This is a genomic window from Streptomyces sp. NRRL S-455 (assembly GCF_000717875.1).
Lineage (GTDB): Bacteria > Actinomycetota > Actinomycetes > Streptomycetales > Streptomycetaceae > Streptomyces.
Genome location: NZ_JOCT01000023.1, coordinates 12,811 through 35,335 on the forward strand (window position 1 = coordinate 12,811; position 22,525 = coordinate 35,335).

Annotated in this window: 20 protein-coding genes; 9 read left to right on the forward strand and 11 right to left on the reverse strand. The window is 71.9% G+C overall.

Annotated features, from left to right (window positions below; genetic code table 11):
- Positions 1 to 39: 39 nt before the first annotated feature.
- Positions 40 to 2,454 (forward strand): endopeptidase La, encoded by a 2,415-nt coding sequence (gene lon / locus IE97_RS0127800; protein WP_030246207.1) that lies wholly within the window; start codon positions 40 to 42, stop codon positions 2,452 to 2,454.
- Positions 2,455 to 2,641: 187 nt separating this feature from the next.
- Positions 2,642 to 3,133 (forward strand): MarR family winged helix-turn-helix transcriptional regulator, encoded by a 492-nt coding sequence (locus tag IE97_RS0127805; RefSeq protein WP_030246210.1) that lies wholly within the window; start codon positions 2,642 to 2,644, stop codon positions 3,131 to 3,133.
- A 16-nt stretch (positions 3,134 to 3,149) separates the two neighbouring features.
- On the opposite strand, the gene IE97_RS0127810 is transcribed toward IE97_RS0127805, so the two are convergent.
- The gene (locus IE97_RS0127810; protein WP_030246214.1) at positions 3,150 to 3,935 is read right to left on the reverse strand and encodes a protein phosphatase 2C domain-containing protein; all 786 of its coding nucleotides are present in this window, start codon (positions 3,933 to 3,935) and stop codon (positions 3,150 to 3,152) included.
- Between the two features lie 370 nt (positions 3,936 to 4,305).
- Between IE97_RS0127810 and IE97_RS0127815 the strand changes: the two genes are divergently transcribed.
- Genes IE97_RS0127815 through IE97_RS0127835 form a run of 5 tightly spaced genes read left to right on the forward strand, consistent with a single transcriptional unit; the run spans position 4,306 to position 10,512 of the window.
- Positions 4,306 to 7,662: a nitrate- and nitrite sensing domain-containing protein gene (locus tag IE97_RS0127815; RefSeq protein ID WP_030246218.1), complete on the forward strand. Its 3,357-nt coding sequence runs from the start codon at positions 4,306 to 4,308 to the stop codon at positions 7,660 to 7,662.
- Positions 7,659 to 8,192 (forward strand): roadblock/LC7 domain-containing protein, encoded by a 534-nt coding sequence (locus tag IE97_RS0127820; RefSeq protein WP_030246221.1) that lies wholly within the window; start codon positions 7,659 to 7,661, stop codon positions 8,190 to 8,192. Before IE97_RS0127815 ends, IE97_RS0127820 begins: the two co-directional genes overlap by 4 nt.
- Positions 8,189 to 8,608 carry a DUF742 domain-containing protein gene (locus tag IE97_RS0127825; RefSeq protein WP_030246224.1) on the forward strand — a complete coding sequence of 140 codons (420 nt, stop codon included), beginning with the start codon at positions 8,189 to 8,191 and terminating at the stop codon, positions 8,606 to 8,608. Before IE97_RS0127820 ends, IE97_RS0127825 begins: the two co-directional genes overlap by 4 nt.
- Complete coding sequence (locus IE97_RS0127830) at positions 8,589 to 9,236, forward strand: GTP-binding protein (RefSeq protein WP_030246226.1); 648 nt, start codon at positions 8,589 to 8,591, stop codon at positions 9,234 to 9,236. The genes IE97_RS0127825 and IE97_RS0127830 overlap by 20 nt, the downstream gene beginning before the upstream one ends.
- Positions 9,237 to 9,249: 13 nt before the next feature.
- Positions 9,250 to 10,512 (forward strand): styrene monooxygenase/indole monooxygenase family protein, encoded by a 1,263-nt coding sequence (locus IE97_RS0127835; RefSeq protein ID WP_030246228.1) that lies wholly within the window; start codon positions 9,250 to 9,252, stop codon positions 10,510 to 10,512.
- On the opposite strand, the gene IE97_RS0127840 is transcribed toward IE97_RS0127835, so the two are convergent.
- The 4 genes from IE97_RS0127840 to IE97_RS0127855 form a co-directional block, all read right to left on the reverse strand.
- Entirely contained in the window at positions 10,476 to 11,654 is a 1,179-nt protein-coding gene (locus IE97_RS0127840; RefSeq protein ID WP_030246230.1) for a C40 family peptidase, read from the reverse strand. The two genes, IE97_RS0127835 and IE97_RS0127840, sit on opposite strands and share 37 nt — an antisense overlap.
- A 105-nt stretch (positions 11,655 to 11,759) precedes the next feature.
- Positions 11,760 to 12,083 carry a hypothetical protein gene (locus IE97_RS0127845; RefSeq protein WP_030246233.1) on the reverse strand — a complete coding sequence of 108 codons (324 nt, stop codon included), beginning with the start codon at positions 12,081 to 12,083 and terminating at the stop codon, positions 11,760 to 11,762.
- A gap of 10 nt (positions 12,084 to 12,093) precedes the next feature.
- A complete protein-coding gene (locus tag IE97_RS0127850; RefSeq protein WP_030246235.1) occupies positions 12,094 to 12,747 on the reverse strand; it encodes a TetR/AcrR family transcriptional regulator in 654 nt (217 codons plus the stop codon).
- A gap of 458 nt (positions 12,748 to 13,205) precedes the next feature.
- Entirely contained in the window at positions 13,206 to 14,144 is a 939-nt protein-coding gene (locus IE97_RS0127855; protein WP_030246237.1) for an AurF N-oxygenase family protein, read from the reverse strand.
- A gap of 121 nt (positions 14,145 to 14,265) precedes the next feature.
- On the opposite strand from IE97_RS0127855, the gene IE97_RS0127860 reads away from it, so the two are divergent.
- Entirely contained in the window at positions 14,266 to 15,378 is a 1,113-nt protein-coding gene (locus tag IE97_RS0127860) for a ferritin-like domain-containing protein (protein ID WP_030246238.1), read from the forward strand.
- Positions 15,379 to 15,411: 33 nt separating this feature from the next.
- Here IE97_RS0127860 and IE97_RS0127865 read toward each other — a convergent pair whose 3' ends face one another.
- From IE97_RS0127865 to IE97_RS0127890, 6 genes are all read right to left on the reverse strand, one after another.
- Positions 15,412 to 15,921 carry a DUF3291 domain-containing protein gene (locus IE97_RS0127865; protein WP_030246239.1) on the reverse strand — a complete coding sequence of 170 codons (510 nt, stop codon included), beginning with the start codon at positions 15,919 to 15,921 and terminating at the stop codon, positions 15,412 to 15,414.
- A 44-nt stretch (positions 15,922 to 15,965) separates the two neighbouring features.
- Complete coding sequence (locus tag IE97_RS0127870; RefSeq protein ID WP_030246243.1) at positions 15,966 to 17,441, reverse strand: penicillin-binding transpeptidase domain-containing protein; 1,476 nt, start codon at positions 17,439 to 17,441, stop codon at positions 15,966 to 15,968.
- Positions 17,438 to 18,802: an FtsW/RodA/SpoVE family cell cycle protein gene (locus tag IE97_RS0127875; RefSeq protein WP_030246244.1), complete on the reverse strand. Its 1,365-nt coding sequence runs from the start codon at positions 18,800 to 18,802 to the stop codon at positions 17,438 to 17,440. Before IE97_RS0127875 ends, IE97_RS0127870 begins: the two co-directional genes overlap by 4 nt.
- A 91-nt stretch (positions 18,803 to 18,893) precedes the next feature.
- Positions 18,894 to 20,147 carry a sensor histidine kinase gene (locus tag IE97_RS0127880; RefSeq protein WP_030246246.1) on the reverse strand — a complete coding sequence of 418 codons (1,254 nt, stop codon included), beginning with the start codon at positions 20,145 to 20,147 and terminating at the stop codon, positions 18,894 to 18,896.
- The gene (locus IE97_RS0127885) at positions 20,144 to 20,902 is read right to left on the reverse strand and encodes a hypothetical protein (protein ID WP_030246251.1); all 759 of its coding nucleotides are present in this window, start codon (positions 20,900 to 20,902) and stop codon (positions 20,144 to 20,146) included. The genes IE97_RS0127880 and IE97_RS0127885 overlap by 4 nt, the downstream gene beginning before the upstream one ends.
- A gap of 196 nt (positions 20,903 to 21,098) precedes the next feature.
- Positions 21,099 to 21,578 carry a protein-tyrosine phosphatase family protein gene (locus IE97_RS0127890; protein WP_051705155.1) on the reverse strand — a complete coding sequence of 160 codons (480 nt, stop codon included), beginning with the start codon at positions 21,576 to 21,578 and terminating at the stop codon, positions 21,099 to 21,101.
- Between the two features lie 123 nt (positions 21,579 to 21,701).
- On the opposite strand from IE97_RS0127890, the gene IE97_RS0127895 reads away from it, so the two are divergent.
- Entirely contained in the window at positions 21,702 to 22,505 is an 804-nt protein-coding gene (locus IE97_RS0127895) for a nuclease-related domain-containing protein (RefSeq protein WP_030246254.1), read from the forward strand.
- Positions 22,506 to 22,525: the final 20 nt, after the last annotated feature.

Sequence of the window (22,525 nt, forward strand, 5' to 3'; positions counted from 1 at the left end):
GAGTCGGCATAGCTCAACTTGACTGCCGAAGGGGAGATCATGGCTTCGACGTCCACACCGCTCACCCTGCCCGTGCTGCCGCTCGACGACGAGGTCGTGCTGCCCGGGATGGTGGTCCCGCTGGACCTGAGCGACAACGAGGTCCGGGCCGCGGTGGAGGCCGCTCAGGCTGCTGCTCGGACAACGCCCGGAAAGCCCCGGGTACTCCTGGTGCCGCGCATCGACGGGACGTACGCGAACACCGGCGTGCTCGGCACCGTCGAGCAGGTGGGCCGGCTGGCCGACGGCGACCCGGGCGCGCTGATCCGCGGCCGGGGCCGGGTGAGGATCGGTGCGGGGACCACGGGCCCCGGCGCGGCCCTCTGGGTCGAGGGCACCAGCGTCGACGAGACCGTCCCGGAGCCGCTGCCCGGGCAAGTGACCGAACTGGTCAAGGAGTACAAGGCGCTCGCCACCGCCTGGCTGCGCAAGCGCGGCGCCTGGCAGGTCGTCGACCGGGTCCAGGCCATCGACGACGTCTCGGCGCTCGCCGACAACTCCGGCTACTCGCCGTTCCTCACCACCGAGCAGAAGGTGGAACTGCTGGAGACCGCCGACCCGGTGGCCCGGCTCAAGCTCGCCACCCAGCAGCTGCGCGACCACCTCGCCGAACAGGACGTGGCCGAGTCCATCGCCAAGGACGTCCAGGAGGGCGTCGACAAGCAGCAGCGCGAGTTCCTGCTGCGGCGTCAGCTGGAAGCGGTCCGCAAGGAGTTGCGCGAGCTGAACGGCGAGCAGGACGGCGAGGAGTCCGACGACTACCGCGCCCGCGTGGAGGCCGCCGACCTGCCCGAGAAGGTCCGCGAGGCCGCGCTCAAGGAGGTCGACAAGCTGGAGCGGTCCTCCGACCAGTCGCCCGAGGGCTCCTGGATCCGGACCTGGCTCGACACGGTCCTGGAGATGCCGTGGAACGAGCGCACCGAGGATGCCTACGACATCCGGGGCGCCCAGGCCGTCCTCGACGCCGAGCACGCCGGCCTGGAGGACGTGAAGGAGCGGATCACCGAGTACCTGGCGGTGCGCAAGCGACGCGGCGACCGGGGACTCGGCGTGGTCGGCGGGCGACGCGGCGGTGCCGTGCTCGCGCTCGTCGGACCGCCCGGCGTCGGCAAGACCAGCCTGGGCGAGTCCGTGGCCCACGCGATGGGCCGGAAGTTCGTGCGCGTGGCCCTCGGCGGCGTCCGGGACGAGGCCGAGATCCGCGGCCACCGGCGGACCTACGTCGGTGCCCTGCCGGGCCGGATCGTCCGCGCCATCAAGGAGGCCGGGTCCATGAACCCGGTCGTGCTGCTCGACGAGATCGACAAGGTGGGCTCGGACTTCCGGGGTGACCCGGCCGCGGCCCTGCTCGAGGTGCTCGACCCGGCGCAGAACCACACCTTCCGGGACCACTACCTGGAGGTCGAGCTGGACCTGTCGGACGTGGTCTTCCTCGCCACCGCCAACGTCCTGGAGGCCATCCCCGAAGCCCTGGCCGACCGCATGGAGATCGTCCGCCTGGACGGTTACACCGAGGACGAGAAGATCGTCATCGCCCGGGACCACCTGCTGCCGCGGCAGCTGGAGCGGGCCGGACTCGGCGAGGACGAGGTGGCCATCGACGAGGGCGCCCTGCGCAAGCTCGCCGGTGAGTACACGCGCGAGGCGGGCGTGCGCAACCTGGAGCGGTCCGTCGCACGGCTGCTGCGCAAGGTCGCGGCCCAGCACGAGCTGGGCGAGCGGGAGCTGCCGTTCACCGTCCGCGACGAGGACCTGCGCTCCCTGATCGGCCGGCCGCACCACGTGCCCGAGTCCGCCCAGGACCCGGCCGAGCGCCGGACCTCCGTGCCGGGCGTGGCGACGGGCCTCGCGGTGACGGGCGCCGGTGGTGACGTGCTCTACGTGGAGGCGTCGCTGGCCGACCCCGAGACGGGCGCCGCGGGACTGACCCTGACCGGCCAGCTGGGCGACGTGATGAAGGAGTCCGCGCAGATCGCGCTGAGCTTCCTGCGCTCCCACGGTGCCGAGCTCGAACTGCCGGTGGCCGACCTGAAGGACCGGGGCGTGCACATCCACTTCCCGGCGGGCGCGGTCCCCAAGGACGGCCCCAGTGCCGGCATCACGATGACCACCGCGCTGGCCTCGCTGCTCTCCGGCCGCCTGGTGCGCACGGACGTGGCGATGACCGGTGAGGTCTCGCTGACCGGCCGGGTCCTGCCGATCGGCGGCGTGAAGCAGAAGCTGCTCGCCGCGCACCGGGCGGGTGTCACCACGGTGATCATCCCCAAGCGCAACGAACCCGACCTGGACGACGTCCCGGCGGAGGTGCTGGACAAGCTCGACGTCCACACCGTCACCGATGTCCGCCAGGTCCTGGAGCTGGCGCTCGCCCCCGCCACCGCGGGTGCGACGCCGGAGGTTCCGGTGGCCGCGTGACGGAGGTCATCGGATGAGGAAGGCCCGGGCCCCGTGAGGGAGGCCCGGGCCTTCACTGTGTGGTGGCCCTGTGTACAGGGGTGGCCTGCCCTGCGGAATACTTGCCGAGCTGCGGCGATGGCGCCGGGTGCGGAGAATTTCAGGTACCGGGATCGGGTACCGGGCGAGAACCGAGGCAGGGGCTGACGTGCGCGAGGAAGGCAACGACGCCGGACACCGGGAGGCCGGTCCGGCCGGGAGCGGGGTGGACCAGCCCGCGTTCCTGGCGCTGGAGCGGGAGCTGACCGTGCTGCTGCGGCGTGCCCGGGCCAGCCAGGGCGAGATGGCCCGGGAGGTCCATCCCGACCTGGAGTCGTCCGCGTACGGCCTCCTCGTCCGGCTGGACGAGTGCGGCAGGCAGCGGGCCACCGAGCTCGCCGCCTACATCGGCGTCGGCAAGGCCACGATGTCCCGCCAGCTGCGCGCCCTGGAGGACCTCGGCCTGGTCGCCCGTGAGCCCGACCCCGCCGACGGACGCGCCTGGCTCGTGGCCCTCACCCAGGAGGGGCACGACCGTGTCCGCCGGGTGCGGGAGGCCCGCCGCGCCCGCTACGCCGGCCGTCTCGCCGACTGGGACACCAGCGCGGTGACGGAACTGGCCCGGCTGCTGCACCAGCTCAACCGCAGCATGGAGAAGTAGTCCTCGACGCCGGTCGTCAGAACTCGACGAACACCACCGTCGCGTCGTCGTGCGACTTGCTCCGGCCCAGGAAGGTCCTGGCCGTGTCCGCCCGTTCCAGCGCGCGGACCCGGTCCACCAGTGCCTGCGGTCCCTCCTTGCGGACGAGGCGGAAGCAGTCCGTCCAGTCGCCCTCCCGGAAGCGCTCCACCCAGCGCGAGGCACCGTCCGTCAGCACGGTCAAGGCGCGCACCTCCCGGCGGGGCAGCGTCCCGGTCACCGCCCGTCCGGACACCGCGGGGTCGGCCGCGGCCGTGAAGAAGCCGCCTTCCCTGTTGCGGACCGTGGAGTCCACCAGCGCGTCCGTGGCCAGGGCGGAGCGGGGCAGGAGGGACAGGCGGTCGTCCAGGAAGGGCGTCACCACGCCGTCCGGTGACTCCACGAGGAGGGCGGAGTCGGACAGGACCAGGTACTCGACCGTCTCGGTGGACCAGCGGGCCACGACCACCGTGGCCTGAGGGGTGCGTGGGTGAGAAAGGTCACAGGATGAGGCGTGTGCCTCAGCGGTACGCGCGATGGCACGGGACAAGGCGTCGACCAGGGGAGCGTCCGGGAGTGAAACGGTCAGTTCGGTCAGTGCTCCCCCGAGGCGCGCCGTGAACCAGGGGACGGAATGCAGACAGCCCGTCCCGCCCTTCGGGGGCGTGACCCCGTCCAGGACGACGACCGAACCGCCCTGTCCGGAGGCCGGTAGTCCGACAGCGGCGAAGTCCTCGTTGGGGCGATCCGCGTCTCCGGGCTCCGAAACGAGTTCAGTACGCATCCAGCCAGTCTGCACGAGCCCTTCACAAGGTCCGCAAGAGGCTGGCAATGGTTGCCGGATCTGCGCAGTCGTGCAGGTCAGGCGCCCCGTTTTGGGTGGAATGCATTGTTCCGAGAAGGCGCGTTGGCGAATACTGCCACCGCCTGCCCCCGGCGTCCAACCGGCGGGCCGCGCAAGGCCGCTGCAAGGGCCAGCGGAACTTGCCCCTCAACTCCCGTCCGGGGTTCACTCCTTCGAGTGGCGGGTCAGGTGATGCGCGCGTGCGCTGCCCACCGGCGCTGGGAGGGTCGGGAAGTGTACCTGGAGTACGCGTCAGTTGACGGAGCGTCATCCGGGCCCATGAGTTCACGAGTCAGGAATGCGAGCACCGGTGCAGAAGTCGCGGCCTCGTCGCACAGGCAAGAAGACGGCCCCCGTTCAGGGCGCTGAGTCGACGCCCCCCACCGGCAAGGGCCGCCCCACCCATGTACGCAACCGGCTCATCGTCGCCGTGGCCGTGGTCGCCGCGGCCATCGCCGGTGCCGGTACCCCGTCGGTCCTCGCCGCCTCCGGGCAACTCCACGACTCGCAGGAGCTCGTGACGCTCGCCGGGCAGACGCAGGACGCCCTCGCCCTCGCGCACTCCCTCGCCGACGAGCGCGACGACCTCACCTCCTACATCGCGGCCGGCCGACCCAAGTCCAAGGCACCCTCCGAGCAGCACAGCGCCCGCGTGGACCGGCAGGTGGAGGAACTGCGGGCGGACACCGACACGCCCGCCGCGCTCCGCTCGGACCTCGACGACATATCCGCCGTACGCCGAGCGGCGCTCACCGGCAAGAGCAGCGCCCTCGAAGCGCACCAGGCGTACTCCACCACCATCACCGAACTCCACCGGCTCGCCGAACAGCTGGCCCAGCAGACGCCGCCCCGCGCCGGCTCCGGCAGCCACGCCCTCGCCGAACTGGACTCCGCCGTCCAGCAGGCCGCCGCCGCCCGGGGCCTGCTGCTCGCCGCCCTCAGCGTGCCGCGCGGCACCGACACGGCCATCGACCCCGTCACCGGCCTGCCGACCGAGACGTCCACCTCCTCGGACGCCGACGCCCGGCAGCGCGACGCCCTGAGCGCCGCCGCCCAGCAGGCCCGGCTGCGCTCCGACGCGGCCCTGGCCGACTTCCGCGCCACCGCCCCCGAGGCGGCCCGCACCTCGTTCGACAACACGGTCACCGGCACCGAGGTCAACTCCGCCGAGAAGTACCTCGCCACCCTGACCGACCAGCCGAGCCTCTCCGGCGGCGAACTCTCCACCAGCACCAAGAAGCTGGACGCGGCCCTGTCCGCCCGCGTCGACGTGATGCGCGGCGTGGAGTCCGCCCTCTACGACCGCCGGACCAAGGACCTGGAGGCGCTGCGCGACGACGACGTCACCGCGCTGGAGATCCGCATCGCCGTCCTCGGCGCCCTCATGTTGCTCGCCGTCGGCGTCGCCACGGGCATGGCACGCAGCCTCACCCGCCCCCTGGCCGTGCTGCGCCTGGGCTCCAAGCGCCTGGCCGAGGCCGAGGACCCGGCGGCCGAGGAGCCGGTGAAGTTCACCGGCCGCAACGACGAGTTCGCCCAGGTCGTCCGCTCCGTCAACGCCCTGCACGCGCACGCCGCCGCCCTCACCGAGCGGATCAGCACGCTGGAGGCCGACCGCAAGCACCTCGTCGGCCAGCGCCAGAAGATGGCCGACGCCCGCGAGGAACTGCGCGGCGAACTCGCCGAGTCCGCCGCCCAGCTGGAGCGGCTGCGCACCGCCATCGGCGGCACCTTCGTCAACCTCGCCCTGCGCACCCTCGGCCTGGTCGAGCGGCAACTGGCCGTCATCGAGAACCTGGAGGAGCGCGAGCAGGACCCGGAGCGCCTCTCCACGCTCTTCAAGCTCGACCACTTCGCGACGGTCATGCGCCGGCACAGCGAGAACCTCCTGGTCCTCGCCGGCACCGAACACGTCCAGCACGCGGCCGGGCCCGTGCCGCTCGTGGACGTCGTCCGCGCCGCGGTCAGCGAGATCGAGCGGTACGAGCGGGTCCGGATCGCCGCGCTGCCGCCGCACGCGCACATCGCCGGGTTCGCCGCGGACGACCTCTCTCACCTGCTGGCCGAACTCATGGAGAACGCCACCTCGTTCTCCCCGCCCGACCTGCCCGTCGAGATCTCCGGCTGGCTGCTGGAGAACGGCGAGGTCATGCTCTCCGTCCAGGACGAGGGCATCGGTATGACCGCGGACCGGCTGGAGCGGCTGAACACCCGCCTCACCGGCTTCGACCCGGAGGCGCCGTACGACCAGGAGGGCGAGGACGGTCTCGGCCTCGGCCTCTACGTCGTGGCCCGCCTCGCCCACCGCCACGGCGTGCGGGTACAGCTGCGCGAGCAGAAGCAGGGCGGTGTCGCGGCGGTCGTCGTCCTGCCCCGCCCGCTGCTCGCGACGGCCCCGGCCGCGGCGGTCCCGGCGTCCGGCCCGCACTCGAGCACGACACACGGCTTCTCCCTCCCCGGCGCCGACGCCGAGGCCAACTCCAACGTCCTGTACGGCCGCGCCGGCAGTGGGGATCCGCTGGTCGCGCTCGCGGAGAAGGCGGTGCGGAGCGAGGAGACCGCGGGGGTGGCGGATCCGGCCGAGGCCGCGGGGAGTGCGGTGTCTACCGGGTCTGGTGTCTCCGCGGGGACTGTTGATTCCGCTGAGCTTGAAGAGTCTGCGGGGTCGAACAGGACGGCGGGGACTGCGGGCACCGGGTCTGCGGGGTCGACCGGGACTGCGGGGACTGCGGGGACCGAGTCTGCGGGGCCGAGCAGGGCCGCGCGGACTGCCTGGACCGAGTCTGCGGGGCCTGATGAGTCCGCCGGGCTTGTTGAGGCTGGGGAAGACGGCAGGTCTGCTGGGCTCGTTGGGACCGGGGAGTCCTCGGGACCGGGCGAGACCACGGGGACGACGCGGTCTGCTGGGTTCCCGGACCCCGGGGAGTACGCGGAGCCCCGGCAGGTCGCGGACGACGTGGAGGGCACGCAAGCCGTCGGGCATCCGGAACCGGCGGAAGACGCAGGACCGGTGGCCCCGGCGGAAGGGGAAACGCCGGCGGTCCAGGCAGGAACCGGACCGACCGCCCCGTCAGCGGAATCTCCGGCAGCCCCGCCGGAGACCCCCGCTGAGACCACGATGGAGCTGCTGCTCCCGCTGCAGCAGGCGGAATCGCCCGAGGTACCGCAGGGAACGGCGGACTTCGCGGCGCAGCGGGAACCCGGCGCGGGCCGACGGGACGAGACGGAGCCGGCGTGGCAGCCGAAGCCGCACCCGGCCCACGACGATCCCGCGGCCGCCGGCGGCGAGTCCGCCCCGCAGGGACCACCCGCATCCGACCACGAAAGCCGCACGCGCGGTGCGGAGGGGAACGGCACCGCCGAAGGCGAAGCCGAGGCGGAGGCTGACGTCGAACACGAGCGCGTCACCGACAAGGGCCTCCCCAAGCGCACCCCGAAGATCACCGCTCCGACCACCGAGCCCCGCCGACGCAGCGGATCCGTCGACGCCGAAGCCCTCCGCCGCCGCCTCGGCGGCTTCCGCCAGGGCGCCCAGGCCGGCTACCGCGAGGTGGAGGCGGAAATCGCCGAGAAGACGGCCTCGCACAAGCGGCCGGCCACCGGCACATCAGGACCAGCTGAATCCGAAGAAGCCACGGGGGGCACAGTCGAGGAGGCAAGCAGTTGACCGCGCCCAGTACCTTCGGACTGATCGGACTGAGTAGTGAGGCCCGCAACCTGCACTGGCTGCTGACCAACCTCGTCGAGGAGGTACCCGGCATCCTCTCGGTCGCGGTCGTCTCCTCCGACGGACTGCTCCTACTTTCTTCCGACGCCCACCGCAACCAGCAGGCCCGGGAGGCCCTCCAGGCCCGCGGGCCCGGGCGGAGCGGACCGCGCGGCTCGGCCGCGGACCTGGCCACCATCGTCTCCGGCATCGGCAGCCTCACCATCGGCGCCGCCAAGCTGATGGACTTCGGCGGCGTCAGGCACACCATGGTCGCGATGGACGAGGGCAGCCTGTTCGTGATGTCCATCAGCGACGGCTCGCTGCTCGGCGTCCACGGCTCCGCGGACTGCGACATGAGCGTCGTGGCGTACCACATGGCCCTGTTCGTCGGCCGCGCCGGACACGTCCTGACGCCCGAACTCCGCAGCGAACTCCGTAAATCCCTGGAGGATTCCCAGAATCCCCAGACGACGGGGAGGGCCCGATGAGCAGTACGCCCAAACAGCATCTCCCGGTCCGCGGCGGTGACCGCAAACCCGCCCGGGTCCGCCCGTACTCGCTCACCGGCGGCCGTACCCGCTTCGGCCACGTCCTCCTGGTGGAGACGTTCGTGGCGAGCACGGCCGCGCTGGAGGCCCCGGAGGAGCGCCGGGAACTGACCAACGGTTCCCTCTCCCGCGTGATGCCGGAGCTCCAGGCCATCGTCGAGCTGTGCCGCCGGATGCGTACGGTGGCCGAGATCGCCGCGCTGCTGAAGATGCCGCTCGGCGTGGTCCGCGTGCTCCTCAGCGACCTCGCGGACCAGGGAAAGATCCGTGTGTACGGAACGGGCACCGGCCACGGCACGGGCCGCCCGGACCGGGCTCTGCTGGAAAGGGTGCTGAGTGGACTCCGTCGTCTCTGAAGCCGCTCACGGCGTCTCTGGTACATCCCCGTTCGTGCAGCCCGACGAGGGCATGCACGCCTGGGAAACGGACCGCACCCGCGCCCCCATCGCCACGAAGATCGTGGTGGCGGGCGGCTTCGGCGTGGGCAAGACCACGCTGGTCACCGCCGTCTCGGAGATCACGCCCCTGCAGACCGAGGCGCTGATGACCGAGGCGAGCGAGGCCACCGACGACCTCACCGCCACCCCGGGCAAGTCCACCACCACCGTGGCCATGGACTTCGGGCGCATCACGCTCGACGACGACCTGGTGCTCTACCTGTTCGGCACGCCGGGCCAGCAGCGGTTCTGGTTCATGTGGGACGACATCGTGCGCGGTGCGATCGGCGCCGTCGTCCTGGCCGACACGCGCCGTCTGAAGGACTGCTTCCCGGTCCTGGACTACTTCGAGAGTTCGGGACTGCCGTACGTCGTCGCCGTGAACCACTTCGACGGCAGTGAGCGGTTCGAGCCGGAGGACGTGCGGGAGGCCCTGACCATCCCGCGACACATACCTGTCATGATCATGGACGCGCGTCGCCGGATCTCCGTGATCGAGACCCTCCTGGCCCTCGTGGGCCACGCGCTCGACGAAACCCCCGAGTAGAGGACAACCCCGCATGCGGAAGATACTCGTCGTCGGAGCCGGCCAGTCCGGACTCCAGATCGCTCTCGGCCTCCAGTCCCAGGGGTACGAGGTCACCCTGATGTCCAACCGGACGGCGGACGAGATCCGCACCGGCCGGGTCATGTCCACGCAGTGCATGTTCCACACCGCCCTGCAGCACGAGCGCGATCTCCAGCTGAACTTCTGGGAGTCCCAGGCCCCGAAGATCGAAGGGCTCGGCGTCTCGGTCGCCGCGCCCGGCTCCTGGGCCGAGGGCCCCGCGGCACGTGCGATCGACTGGCTGGGCCGGCTCGACGGGTACGCGCAGTCGGTCGACCAGCGGGTGAAGATGGCCGGCTGGATGGAGACGTTCGCCCAGCGCGGCGGACAGCTCGTCATCCACGGCGCGGCCGTCGGCGACCTCGACTACTTCTCCCGTACGTACGACCTGGTGCTCGTCGCCGCCGGCAAGGGCGAGCTGGTCCAGATGTTCGCCCGGGACCCGGAGCGCTCCCCGTACAGCGAGCCGCAGCGCGCGCTGGCCGTGTCGTACGTCCACGGCCTCGGCCCGCGCCCCGAGCACCCGGACACCGAAGGGGTCCGCTGCAACCTCGTGCCGGGTGTCGGCGAACTGTTCGTGATGCCCACCCTCACCACCTCCGGCCGCGCCGACATCCTGTTCTGGGAGGGCATACCCGGCGGCCCGCTCGACGTCTTCAACGGCGTCAAGGACCCGGCGGAGCACCTCTCCCTGACCCTGGAACTCATGGAGCGGTACGTCCCCTGGGAGTACGCGCGGGCCACCAAGGTCGAGCTGACCGACGCGGGCGGCACGCTGGCCGGCCGCTACGCCCCCACCGTCCGCACCCCCGTCGGCCGACTCCCCGGCGGCGGGCTCGTGCTGGGTGTGGCGGACGTCGTCGTGGCGAACGACCCGATCACCGGCCAGGGCTCCAACTCCGCGTCGAAGTGCGCGGCCGCCTACCTCTCCTCGATCGTCGAGCGCGGCGACAAGCCGTTCGACGAGGAGTGGATGCGGGCCACCTTCGACCGCTACTGGAACACCGCGCAGCACGTCACCAAGTGGACCAACGCGATGCTCGCGCCGCCGCCGGAGCACATCCTGAACCTCATCGGCGCCGCCGGTGAACTCCAGCCGGTCGCCGACCGCTTCGCCAACGGCTTCAACGACCCGGCCGACTTCGAGAACTTCTTCTACGAGCCGGAGAAGGCGCAGGCCTACCTGGTCGAGGTGTCCGGCGCGGGCGCCGCGTAGCCTCCTTCCGCGTCGTACCCCTCGTCCGACCCGTCCGTGGCGCCCTCGGGGAGCTCCGGTGGCTGGTACCGCCGCAGGGGCTTCCCGTCCGGGTCGGGGCGTACGGCGCCCAGGAGCGGGTTGGCCGCGATCGGTGACACCTTGACCCTCGCGCCCGGGCGGGGCGCCTGTACGACCATGCCGTCGCCGAGGTACAGCGCCACGTGCGTGGCTTCCGGGAAGTACACGACCAGGTCTCCCGGGCGCAGCTCGGAGAGCGGGACGGGCTTCAGCCGCTTCCACTGCTCCTGGCTGGTCCGGGGGATGGGCGTCCCGGCCTCGGCCCACGCCTGCGAGGTCAGGCCTGAACAGTCGTACGACTTCGGGCCCTCGGCGCCCCACTCGTACGGCTTGCCGAGCTGCCGTACGGCGTAGCGCACGGCCCGGTCGCCCCCGGCCGAGGGTCTGCGCAGGCCGCTGAGCGCGCCTGACGCCATGAACCTCTCCTGCGCTTTGCGGACACCGTTCCTCTCGAACTCGGCGAGGGTGGCGAGCTGGTCGCGGTTGAGGGAGGCGAGCAGCTCCTCGACTTCGCGAAGCCGCTCGTGGACCTCGTCCCGTTCCTTCTTCCGCCGCTCGGTGAGGGCGAGCTGCTCGTCGAGCGCCTTGCGGGCCTTGCGGGCCAGGTCGTGGGCCTTGCGCTCGCTGCCGGTCAGCCGGCCGACCGTTTCGGCCCGCTCCCGGGCCAGCCGGCCGATCACATGGCCCTGGTCGAGGGCGTGCTGCGGGTCGCGGGCCAGGAGCAGGCGCAGATACGGGGAGAGATCGGTGCTGCCCTGGTACTGCTGCCGGGCGAGCCGGCCGGCCGCTCCCCGGCTGTCGTGCAGGGAGAGCCGGGCGCGGGCGAGGGCGCGGTTCAGGCGGTCGGTCTCGGCCCGCTGCTTCTTCAGCGTCTCCTCGGTGGCGTTGTAGGCCTCGGTGGCCTTTTCCGCGCCCCGGTAGAGGTTCTGAAGGTCTGTCAGGAGAGCGGCCATGGAGGCGGTGCCCTGTCCGGGGCCGGGTCGTGGAACGGGAACGGCCGTGGCGGGTACGGGCGCGAGGGCGGCTCCGGTCGCCGTCGCCGTGAGGCAGACCAGAACGAGGCGTGCGAGCTTTCCTGACATGCCGTCACCTCCGATGCAGGGTGGCCCTTTGCCACCGGACATCGTGAGGATCGGGGGTGTGCGGGTGGTGTGCGCGCCAACTGTGCTCGATTCGGCGCAACGGGGTCACTCGTCGGCGTCGTCCGGCTTGCGTGGCGGCGTGGCGTCTGGATCGCCGGGCGGCGTGGTGTCCGGTTTCGACCAAGGCCAGTTGAGCCGCCGGGTCGGGGCTCCCTCGGGGTCGTACTCGTACTTCCACCGGTGGGTCAGCCCGACTGTGCCGTGTCCGCGGGGTACGCGGCGGTAGACGAGCACGGTGGGCGGGCCGCCTTCGGGGTCCGGGACGGGGATGCGGTACGTCTTGGGCGGGTGGCCGGTGATGCCGAGCAGGACGGGCAGGACCCTGCCGTCCATGGGGCCGCCCTCGAAGGGGATGTCTTCGCTCTTCACCGGAACAGTGTCAGACATCCCCGGCGAGCGCCTGGACCAGGGCGTCGGTCCGTGGGTCGCGGCGGGCGGTCACGGTCAGCATGGCCACGAACTGCTCGACGAGCCAGTCGCGCAGTTCCTCGGCCGGAGGCTGTTTGTCCTCGTCGAGCCAGATGAGTGACGAGGCCTCGACGGCGGTGATCCACATCCGGACGGTCATGCGCAGACGGGGGCCCGGATCGGTGACCTCGAGGTGCCGGAAGATGTGCTCGGCGGCGGCGCGGCGCACGCCGTCGACGATGGCGGTGGTGCGGGATGTCTCGACGACGCTGCCGCCCTGGAGGAGGGCGCTGAAGCCGGCGTCGTGCTGGTCGACGAAGGTGAGGTAGCGGTCGAGGGCCCGGGACAGGCGGGGGAGCATGGGACCCTCGAGGGGTTCGTCGAAGCAGTGCCGCAACTCGTCGGCGGCGGACCTGAGGGCGGCCTCGTACAGCTGCTGCTTGCCGCCGGGGAAGTACCGGTACACCAGTGGGCGCGACACCCCGGCCGCCTCCGCCACGTCGTCCAGGGACACGTCCTCCGGAGCGCGGTGGGCGAAGAGGTTCAGCGCGGAGGTGAGGAGCTGACTGCGGCGTTCCTCGACGCTGAGTCGCCGGTAGGCGGGGGTGGGGGCGGCTGGGGTCATGACCCGCAGCGTAACCGGTGCCTGCGGGTGTGGGGCGGGTGCCGGGTGTGCCTGCGGCTTCGGTGAGGGTGCGCGTGGCGCCAGCGGTTTCGTGGTGGGTCGGGGCCGCGCCGGGGGGTGTCCGTCCTCGGAACGGCGCGATGGGGTCGGAGACCGATTGACTGTCCGTTGACGCGCCAACCAGCTGCGGCCAGCTGCGGGCGGACACCCCCCGACACGTCCCCTTGCGTGGTACGGCGGCCGCCGCTGCGGGCAGTCGTGCCGCTGGGGCGGCACGGGTGGGCGTGGGGGTCCCCCCTGTTCGAGCGAAGCCGAGAACTTGGGGGAGGCGTTCGAGCGAAGCCGAGAACTTGGGGGAGGCACCCCGCCGCGCCGGGCTGCGCAACCCCCCGACCTCAGCACCGACGAAGCGCACCTGGAAGCCAACAGCACAGAGCACCGGCCAAAGCGACGCAGTCCTACGCCAGCAGTCCCGACGACTTCCACAGCCGCCGCCCGACGCCCCTCAGTACTCCGATGTCGTCGAGGAAGTCCGTCAGTCGCCTGGCGCCGTTCTGCATGACCTCGCGGCGATGGCCGCTGGCCCGTACCTGTGCGAGCGCCTCGCGCTGGTCCAGTCCGACGTTCGTGTAGACCTCGGGATTCACGAACGCCACCGAGAAGACCCGGGCGAACTCGCCCGAGGTGATGCGGGTGAACTCCTGGGACCACCTGGGGGCCGTCACCATCTGGCGGCGCAGTTCCTCGCGGGCGTAGCGCACATGGCGGGCCTCCTCCACGACGTGGATGCGGGTGACGCCACGGATGAGGGGCTGGACCCGCTCGTCGGGGAAGGTCAGGCGCTGCATCCAGTCGAGGACCTCCTCACCGAGCAGGGTCGCCGTGAAGGAGCCGGGGGTCGTGGAGATCGTCTTGAAGAGGCGGCCGAGGTGCTGGTGGACGCGGCTGACCGGGTACCAGGGCGTGCCACCGTGGGCTATCAGCCGGGCGAACATCTTGGAGTGGCGGCACTCGTCCTCGATCTCGGTGAGGGCGTAGCGCACGTGCGCGCTCGTCGCCGCTTTGTCGTAGATGTGCCGGACCAGCAGCTGCATGAGGATGATCTCGAACCAGATCCCGAGGGAGGCCAGGGCCGCCGCCTCGTGCTGGGAGAGGATGATGCGCTGCTCCTCGCTCATCCGCTTCCAGAGCGGGGTGTCGTAGAGCGACACCAGCTCCGGGGGCCAGAACCACTTGCCCTCCTCGAAGGGCGCGTCCCAGTCCAGTTCCTTGTCCGGGTCGAAGGAGTGCTTGGCGGAGGAGTCGAGCAGCCGCTGGGCCACCTGCTCCCGGTCCTTGAGCAGGCCCAGGGCATCGCGCAGGCCGTCGAGCGCGTCGGCTTCCGTCAGGGTCGTCATGGCTGCCCACCTCGTTGTGCACACGTCATCGTCCCCTTATGAGACTGCCTGTCAGCAAGCTCGTCAATCCCCTGTGCGCGACTTGTTGACGCGACGTCTACCACGTGTGAGCCTGCGGGGCATGCCGACCTTCGACCTGTACGCCAAGGAACCGGACGAGTCCGTGTGGCAGGTGCCCGCGAGCGGCGCGGCCCGCTTCAACTGGGAGTACGACAACGGCCGTGACCGTCTCCTGGCCCTCTATCAGAAGGGCAAGGACAAGCAGTGGGACGGCCAGAAGCGGATCGAATGGGAGCTGGAGGTGGATCCGTACGATCCGCTGGGCACCCCGGACGAGGCGTTGTCCCTGTACGGCACCCGGCACTGGGCGAAGCTGACGGAGAAGGACAAGGGGGAGCTGAGGCGGCACTACGCCTCCTGGCAGTTCAGCCAGTTCCTCCACGGTGAGCAGGGCGCGATGATCTGTGCCGCGCGGATCGTGGAGTCGGTCCCCGACCTGGACGCCAAGTTCTACTCGGCCACCCAGACCATGGACGAGGCCCGGCACGCCGAGATCTACGGCCGCTTCCTGCACGAGAAGATCGGGCTGCTGTACCCGATCAACGACAACCTCCAGTCGTTGCTGGGCGACACCCTGCGCGACTCGCGCTGGGACATGCCGTACCTCGGGATGCAGGTGCTGATCGAGGGGCTCGCCCTGGCCGCCTTCGGCATGATCAGGGACACGACCGACAAGCCGCTGCCGAAGCAGATCCTCGCGTACGTCATGCAGGACGAGGCGCGGCACGTGGCCTTCGGGCGGATGGCGCTGCGGGACTACTACCGGCAGCTCACCGATGTCGAGCTGAGGGAGCGCGAGGAGTTCGTCATCGAGGGGTGCTACCTCATGCGCGACCGTCTGCGGGGCGTGGAGGTGCTGGAGAACTTCGGCATCCCGAAGGCCGAGGCGGAGGCGTACAGCGAGGAGTCCGAGTTCCTCGCCCTGTTCCGCAAGCTGCTCTTCAGCCGCATCGTCCCCTGCGTCAAGGACATCGGCCTGTGGGGAAAACGGCTCCAGCAGGCCTACGTCGACATGGGCGTCCTGGAGATGGGCGACTCCGATCTCGATCTGCTGATGTCCCAGGACGAGGAGATCGCCGAGAAGCTCGACGCCGAGCGGTTCGCGGCGGAGGAGCGGGAGCGGGTGGCGGAGGTGCGGGACGCCGTCGAGGCCGGCAGGTGTCCCGACGGTTGATCGTCCGTGCGTCATCCGTCACATGGCAGGGCCTCAGAGCGAACAGCCCAGCCCCTCCGGCACCTCGCCGAGCAGCGGCGTCGCCCCCTGGGGCGGGAACGACGTGCGCAGGGTGAAGGCGTACGGGGTCGGGCCGTGGGTGCGCAGGTGGAGGAGGCGGGATTCCGCCTCGGCGACCGTGGGGCGGTGGCCCGCCGGGACCCACCAGAGGGCGGCGATGGCCTCTTGGACGCGCTCGAACCACTCGCGGCGGCGGGCGAGCATCTCCCGGTGCCTGCCCTGGTACATGAACGCGGTCAGGGCGTTGGTGTCGCGCCACACCGACATGTTGATGATGAGCCAGGAGTCACCGAAGACCGGGATGTCGGTGGCGTCGCCGTTGTCGCCCTGCAGGCGCCAGACGAAGCCGTCGGCCGCGTCGGCGTCCGCGTTCACCGGGTCGAGGTTGTCGACGAAGTCCTTCAGCAGCGGGGTGTCCAGCGGTGCCTTCAGGCGAGCGATGTTGACCTGGGCGAGCTCGTACGCGGGGGCAGGCTGAGTCATGACCGAACGGTAGGTCGGGAGCTGCCGGTCACGGTAGTACCGTCTCACGAACTGGACTTCTGGTTCCGGGAGTTGAGTGCCGCCTTCATCACCGCTCGCGCGATCGGCGCCGCGTCGCCGCCGCTGATGTGTCCGCGGTCCGACCTCGCGTCCTCCAGGACCACGGCGACCGCCACCCGTGGCGCCGGGTCGTGGTCGCCCTGCGCCCAGGAGACGAACCAGGCGTACGGCGTCCCGGAGTTGCCGAGGCCGTGCTGGGCGGTGCCGGTCTTGCCGCCGACCTTGGCGCCCCGGATCGCCGCTTTGCGCCCCGTGCCGTTCCTGACCGCGTCCCGCATCAGCGCGCGCAGCCGTACGGCGGTGGAGGGGGACATCGCCTGGCGGGCCGGGCGTGAACCGGCTGTCGCGAGGGTGCTGCCGCCCGGCCGGGTCGTCCGCTCCACCAGATAGGGCTCCCGCACCTGACCGCCGTCGGCGACGGCCGCCGCGACCATCGCCATCTGCAGGGGTGTGGCACGCGTGTTGTACTGGCCGATCGACGACAGGGCGAGCTGGGCCCGGTCGAGCGAGGTGTCGAAGGTGGACCGGGCCACCGGGAAAGGGATGTCCATCTCGCCGTTGTCGAAACCGAAGGCGCGTGCCGTCCTCGTCATGTCCCGCGCGCCCACCTCCACGCCGAGTTTCGCGAACACCGTGTTGCAGGAGAACGTGAAGGCCTCCCGCACCGAGGCGTCCGCGCAGCCCTTCGACTCGTTCACCAGGCGCGTCCTCGTCCCGGGCAGGGTGTAGGGATCCGGGGAGCCGGTCGGCGCGTCCAGGTTCCTGACCACGCCGGCGTCCAGCGCCGCGGCGGCGGTGACGATCTTGAAGGTGGAGCCCGGTGGATACGTCTGCCGTACCGCCCGGTTGAGCATCGGGCGGTCCCGGTCGGCGTTCAGCCGCGCCCACGCTCTGGACGCCGCGGCTCCGTTGCCGGACAGCGGCTGGGGATCGTAGGACGGGGCGGAAGCCAGGGCCAGGATCCGGCCGGTCGACGGCTCCAGCGCCGCGACCGCGCCCTTGCGCCCGGCGAGCCCCCGGTACGCCGCCCGTTGCGCGGCCGGGTCGAGGGTCGTCACGACGTCGCCGCCCCGGTACCGCGCCCGGGTGAAGTCGTTCCACAGCGGGAACGGCGCCAGCATCGGGTGCGTGCCGGACAGCACGGCGTCCTCGGCGTCCTCCAGCAGCGTCGTCCCGTACAGCTGGGAGGCGAAGCCGGTGACCGGCGCGTACAACGGGCCGTCCGCGTAGGTCCGTTCGTAGCGGAGGTGCTCGCGGGTGTCCTTCGAGCCGGTGACGGGCCGGCCGCCGACCAGGATGTCGCCGCGCGGCTGCGCGTACCGGGCGATGTCCGGGCGCCGGTTGGCGGGGTTGCCCTCGTACGCCGGGGCCCGCACGACCTGGACGCGGGCGGCGTTGAGCAACAGGGCCACCAGCAGCAGGGCGCAGAAGAACCCGGCGTGCCGGATGTGCCGCGTCACCGCGCGTCCTGCCCGTCGTGCTGACGGCGTGCCGAGTCGCTCACCCGGACGAGCAGCGCCACGATCGCCCAGTTGGTGACCACCGAGGAGCCGCCCTGCGCCAGGAACGGCATCGCCATGCCGGTCAGCGGGATCAGGCCCGTCACACCGCCCGCGATCACGAACACCTGGAGCGCCACGAGTGAGGCGAGGCCGACCGCGAGCAGTCGGCCGAAGGGCTCACGCAGTGCCAGGCCCGCCCGGAAGCCGCGCTCCACCAGCAGGCCGTAGAGCAGGAAGATCGCGGACAGGCCCGCGAAGCCGAGTTCCTCGCCCGCCGTGGCCAGGATGAAGTCCGACTTCACGGCGAAGCCGATGAGGACCGAGTGGCCGAGGCCCAGGCCCGTGCCGAGCACGCCGCCCTCCGCGAAGGCGAACAGCGACTGTGCGAGCTGGTTCGCGCCCTCGCCCGCCTCGATGGACGTGAACGGGTGCAGCCACGTCTCGATCCTGCTGTGCACGTGCGGCTCCAGCCGGCCCACGGCGACCGCCCCCAGTGCGGCCAGCAGCAGGCCGACGGCGATCCAGCCGGTGCGGCCGGTCGCGACGTAGAGGAGGACCACGAACAGGCCGAAGAAGAGCAGCGACGTGCCGAGGTCGCGTTCCAGGACGAGGACACCGACGCTCACCAGCCAGACGGCGACGATCGGGCCCAGGACCCGCCCGGTGGGCAGCTGGAGCTTCCAGACGCGGCGGCCGGTGTAGGCGAGGGCATTGCGGTTCGCGGCCAGGTACGCGGCGAAGAAGACCGCCAGCAACACCTTGGCGAACTCGCCCGGCTGGATGGAGAACCCGGCGATCCGAATCCAGATGCGGGCGCCGTTCACCGCCGGGAACAGGATCGGCAGGGTGAGCAGCGCGAGCGCGGTGACGACGCAGACGTACGTGTAGCGCTGGAGCAGCCGGTGGTCGCGCAGCAGCAGGACGACCAGGATGAACAGCGCCACGCCCAGCGTCGACCAGATCAGTTGGGCCGGTGCCGCCCGGTCGCCCGGGGTCTCCAGGTCGAGCCGGTAGATGAGCACCAGGCCGAGCCCGTTGAGCAGCACGCCGATGGGGAGCGGCAGGGGGTCGGCGTACGGGGCCCGCAGGCGCACGGCCAGATGGGCCAGCAGTGCGAGCACGCCGAGCCCGGCGCCGTAGCCGGCGGCACCGGGCGGGAGGGCGCCGTGCTGGGCGAGGCCGACGGCGCAGTAGCCGTACACGGACAGCAGTACGGCCAGGACGATGAGGGCGAGTTCGACGCCGCGGCGCCGGGGGAGGTGGCGGGCGGTCGGCGCGGGCGGGTCCGCCGTCGCCACGGTGATTCCGGCCTTGCTCATGTCCGGAATCTACCTAAATGAGGTGCCTGGTGTTGCGGTCTGTTCGAGTGTCAGCACCGGCGTGGTGTGCGTTCCGATGGGCCCGGGGCTCTCACTCCGCCGTCAGTCTCAGCGTCGCCACGGCCCCGCCGTCCACCGCGTTCGCGAACTCCAGCCGCGCCCCCAGCACCTCCGCCTGCCCCGACGCGATGGTCAGCCCCAGCCCGTGCCCCTTCGTGACCCCCTCCGTACGGAACCGCTGCGGCCCGTGCGCCACCAGGTACTCCGGAAAACCGTCCCCGTGATCGCGAACGGTGACCACCGGCCCGTCCACGGTCAGCACGACCGGTCCCCGCCCGTGCCGGTGCGCGTTCACCACGAGGTTCCCCAGCACCCGCTCCAACCGTCGCCGGTCCGTCTCCACGCACACATCCCGTACGACCCTGACCTCCGTGCCGCTCCCGGCGCCCCGCACCACCCGCTCGGCCAGCGCCCCCAGCTGCTCGGTGTCCAGTTCCAGCCGCTCCCGGCCGGTGTCCAGCCGCGAGATCTCCAGCAGGTCCTCCGTGAGGGTGCGCAGCGCCGCGACCCGGTCCCGCACCAGCTCCGTGGGGCGGCCCGGCGGCAGCAGCTCGGCCGCCGCGTGCAGCCCGGTCAGCGGGGTGCGCAGCTCGTGTGCCACGTCCGCCGTGAACCGCTGCTCGGCGAGCAGCTTGCCCTGCAGCGACGACGCCATGGAGTCCAGCGCCGCCGCGACCGCGGCCACCTCGTCCTGCGGACGTGCCGGATCCCTCGTACGCCGATGCGCACCCGGGTCGTTCACGCGTGCGTCCAGGTCGCCCGCGCTGATCCGCCGGGCCACCCGCGCGGTGATGTGCAGCCGTCGCGTCACCCGTGTCACCGCGAACGCGCCGACCAGCAGGGTCGCCCCGATCGCCAGCCCCGAGGACCAGAAAATCGCCCGGTCCAGGCCCTCGATGGTGCGTGCCTGCTGGGAGTAGTCGACCGCCACCGCCAGGGCCCGGTCGCCGTCGGCGGGCCCCGCCGCCCACATGGTGGGGCGTCCCGCGAAGTCGGCGACCATCGTGCCGCGGTTCCCGGCGACCGCGAGGTCCCGCAGCTGCCGGGGCAGGCCCGGGGGATCCAGACCGGCGCGCCGCCTGAGCGGATCCCCGGCCTCGTACCGCTCGGTCGCCGCCGCCAGCCGCTGCAGCGCCTGGTGGCGGGCCTGGCCGACGGTCTGGTTCGTCACTTGCACGTGCACCAGGACGCCGAGCAGGGCGGCCAGGGTGCAGCACATCACCGTGATGAAGGCGGCGGCCTTCGCGGCGAGCGTCCCGGACCACCGGGGGAGGGCCGCTCTCATCCGGTGCTCGCCGAGGGGGAGGCGGACGGGGAGGGCGAGCCGGCGGGGTGGCGGGAGTGCTTCCGCGGGCCGGTGGGCAGCATCTCGTCGTGGGTGAGGAGCATGGCCCGCTGGTCCGGGTCCCAGGTCCACTGGAGGCGGTACTCGTAGCCCGCGACCTCGGACGGTGAGCGGATGACGAGGGAGCGCCCGGCCAGTTCGACGCCGCTCAGGGCGTCCTCCCAGGCCATGACCCGCGTGAGCCGGTGCTTCTCCACGGTGTAGACGCGCACCGCGGTGGTCTTGCCGGGCAGCAGCGGAAAGCCGAGCGTCAGGTCGTCGCGCCCGTCGCCGGTCAGGTCCCGGTAGTACGGCCTGAGGACCGGGCACCGCCCGTGCCCGGGGCCCTTGCCGCAGTCGGCCATCCGGCGGGCCGTGTCACGGTACGGGGCCTTGCCGCCGTCGTAGTCACCCGGCTGCGTGGCGATCTCGGCCCGGACGACGCTGACCGGGTCCACACCGCGGATGTCGTCGTCGCGGGGGACGGTGACGCCCTTGACCACCTCGGTGTTCACCTCGCCGATCTCGAAGGCGGGACTGGACGCCGGTGTCAGCTCCGGCCACAGCCGGGCCGGACCGATCGCCGTCGGCGTCGCACCGGCACCCTCCAGCCCACCGGCGTCGCCGCAGCCGGCGGCAGCGGCCAGCAGCAGGGCGAGGGCGGCGGTGCGGCGGGCGGCTTTGTCGAGGCGGCTTCCGGGGCGGCGGGCGGGCACTGGACTCCTGCTGTTCGAGGATGATCGTTCGGGATGATCACGCGGCTCGGACCGACCGTCGGCCCCGTACACCCTATTCGTGGGCAAATCCCATGCGCGCGTGAGGGAGTCCGTCGCTTCGCACGTGAGGGAGCCCGTCGGCTTCGGGGCGTGACGGCACCGGTCGCCTTCGCAGGCGGGTGAGCCCCCCGCCGCGCTACTCGGTGAGCTCCTCCAGCAGTCGGGCGGTGGCCAGCCCGGCCCGCAGGTACTCGACGAACAGCTCGTTGTGCAGCGCCCAGGGCGAACGGCGGGCCCGGATCAGCCGGATCGCCTCGTCGGCGGAGCTGCCCAGGCGTATCAACGCGTGCGCGACGACGAGGCCGGAGCGGTTGTACCCGTGGTAACAGCGCACGAGGACCTTGCGGCCCTCGTCCAGCGCCTCGCACGCGGCCTCGGCCAGCCGGATCACCCCGGCGAGCTGCGTCCCGTCGAGCGGTCCGTCAGGGATGGGCCACACGTGGTGGGCGACGCCCGGGTCGGGTCCGTGTCCGGGCAGCCGCAGCAGCGTCTGCACGAGATCGAACTCGTCCCGCACGACGGCGAACTCCAGATGGCCCAGGGTGGCCGTGTACTCGTGGCCGCCCATCCACAGACCGGGGACGACCTCGTTCCACGGGCTCTCAGGAGCCGGCACATCGGGTTTCCTGCGGGTACGCAACGGCGCCTCCCCACCATCACCGCCCAACTCCTTCCAAAGGTAACCGGGTTCTTGCCCCCGCAGCACCCCGCCTGTTCCCATGGACTGGGGTGATGGTGCATGGACGGACTGCGCGTCATACCGACCTGGCGGCACGGCCAGGAGAGGCTGTACGTCTGCCTCCCGGACGGCCGGAACATCGCCTGGTACGACCCCGAGGCCGCCCGGGTCAATCTGCTCGGCGAGGACCACGAGGACGATGTGCTCCGGGCTCTCGGGCCCTTCGTCACCGGCCCGGTGAGGGTGGGACCGCCCCCGGTGCCGACCCCCGCCGAACTCGTCCGTCTGACCCTGCACCCCGACGACGACCTGGCCCCCAACCGTCCCGGTGAGGCCCTCCTCGTCGCCCTCGACCGCGATCCCGGCAGGGCCCGCCGGCTGCGCCCCGACCCCCGCCGCCGGGCCCTGGCGGCCGAGCAGACCGTCGGGGACGCCCTGGACCGGCTGGACGGCGTCGGCTGGCACGCCCTGCACTCCGTCCCGCTCCCCGGCGGCAGCCGCGTCCACCACCTGCTGATCGGTCCCGGCGGGCTGTTCGCCCTGCACACGCTGTACGCGCGCAAGCAGCGGGTGACGGTCGCCGACCCGGCGGTCACCTTGGGGCGCCGCGACACGCAGCCCCTGCTCCGCCTTCTCCGCGCCGACGCCGACCGCGCCTCGCACGCCCTGACGGCGGAGGTCCGCCCCGTACTCGTCCTGGTGGAGCCCGCGGCCTTGTCGGTCCCCGCCGCCCCGCGTGAGGTCCGCGTCCTGACCGACACGGACGTGCCGGACCTGGCCCGGCAGGGCGGCGTCCTGAAACCGGCGGACGTGGAGGCTCTGCACGCCATGGCACGGGACCGGAACACCTGGACGCGCGTGTGAGGCGTCCTCCGCGGGGTGCC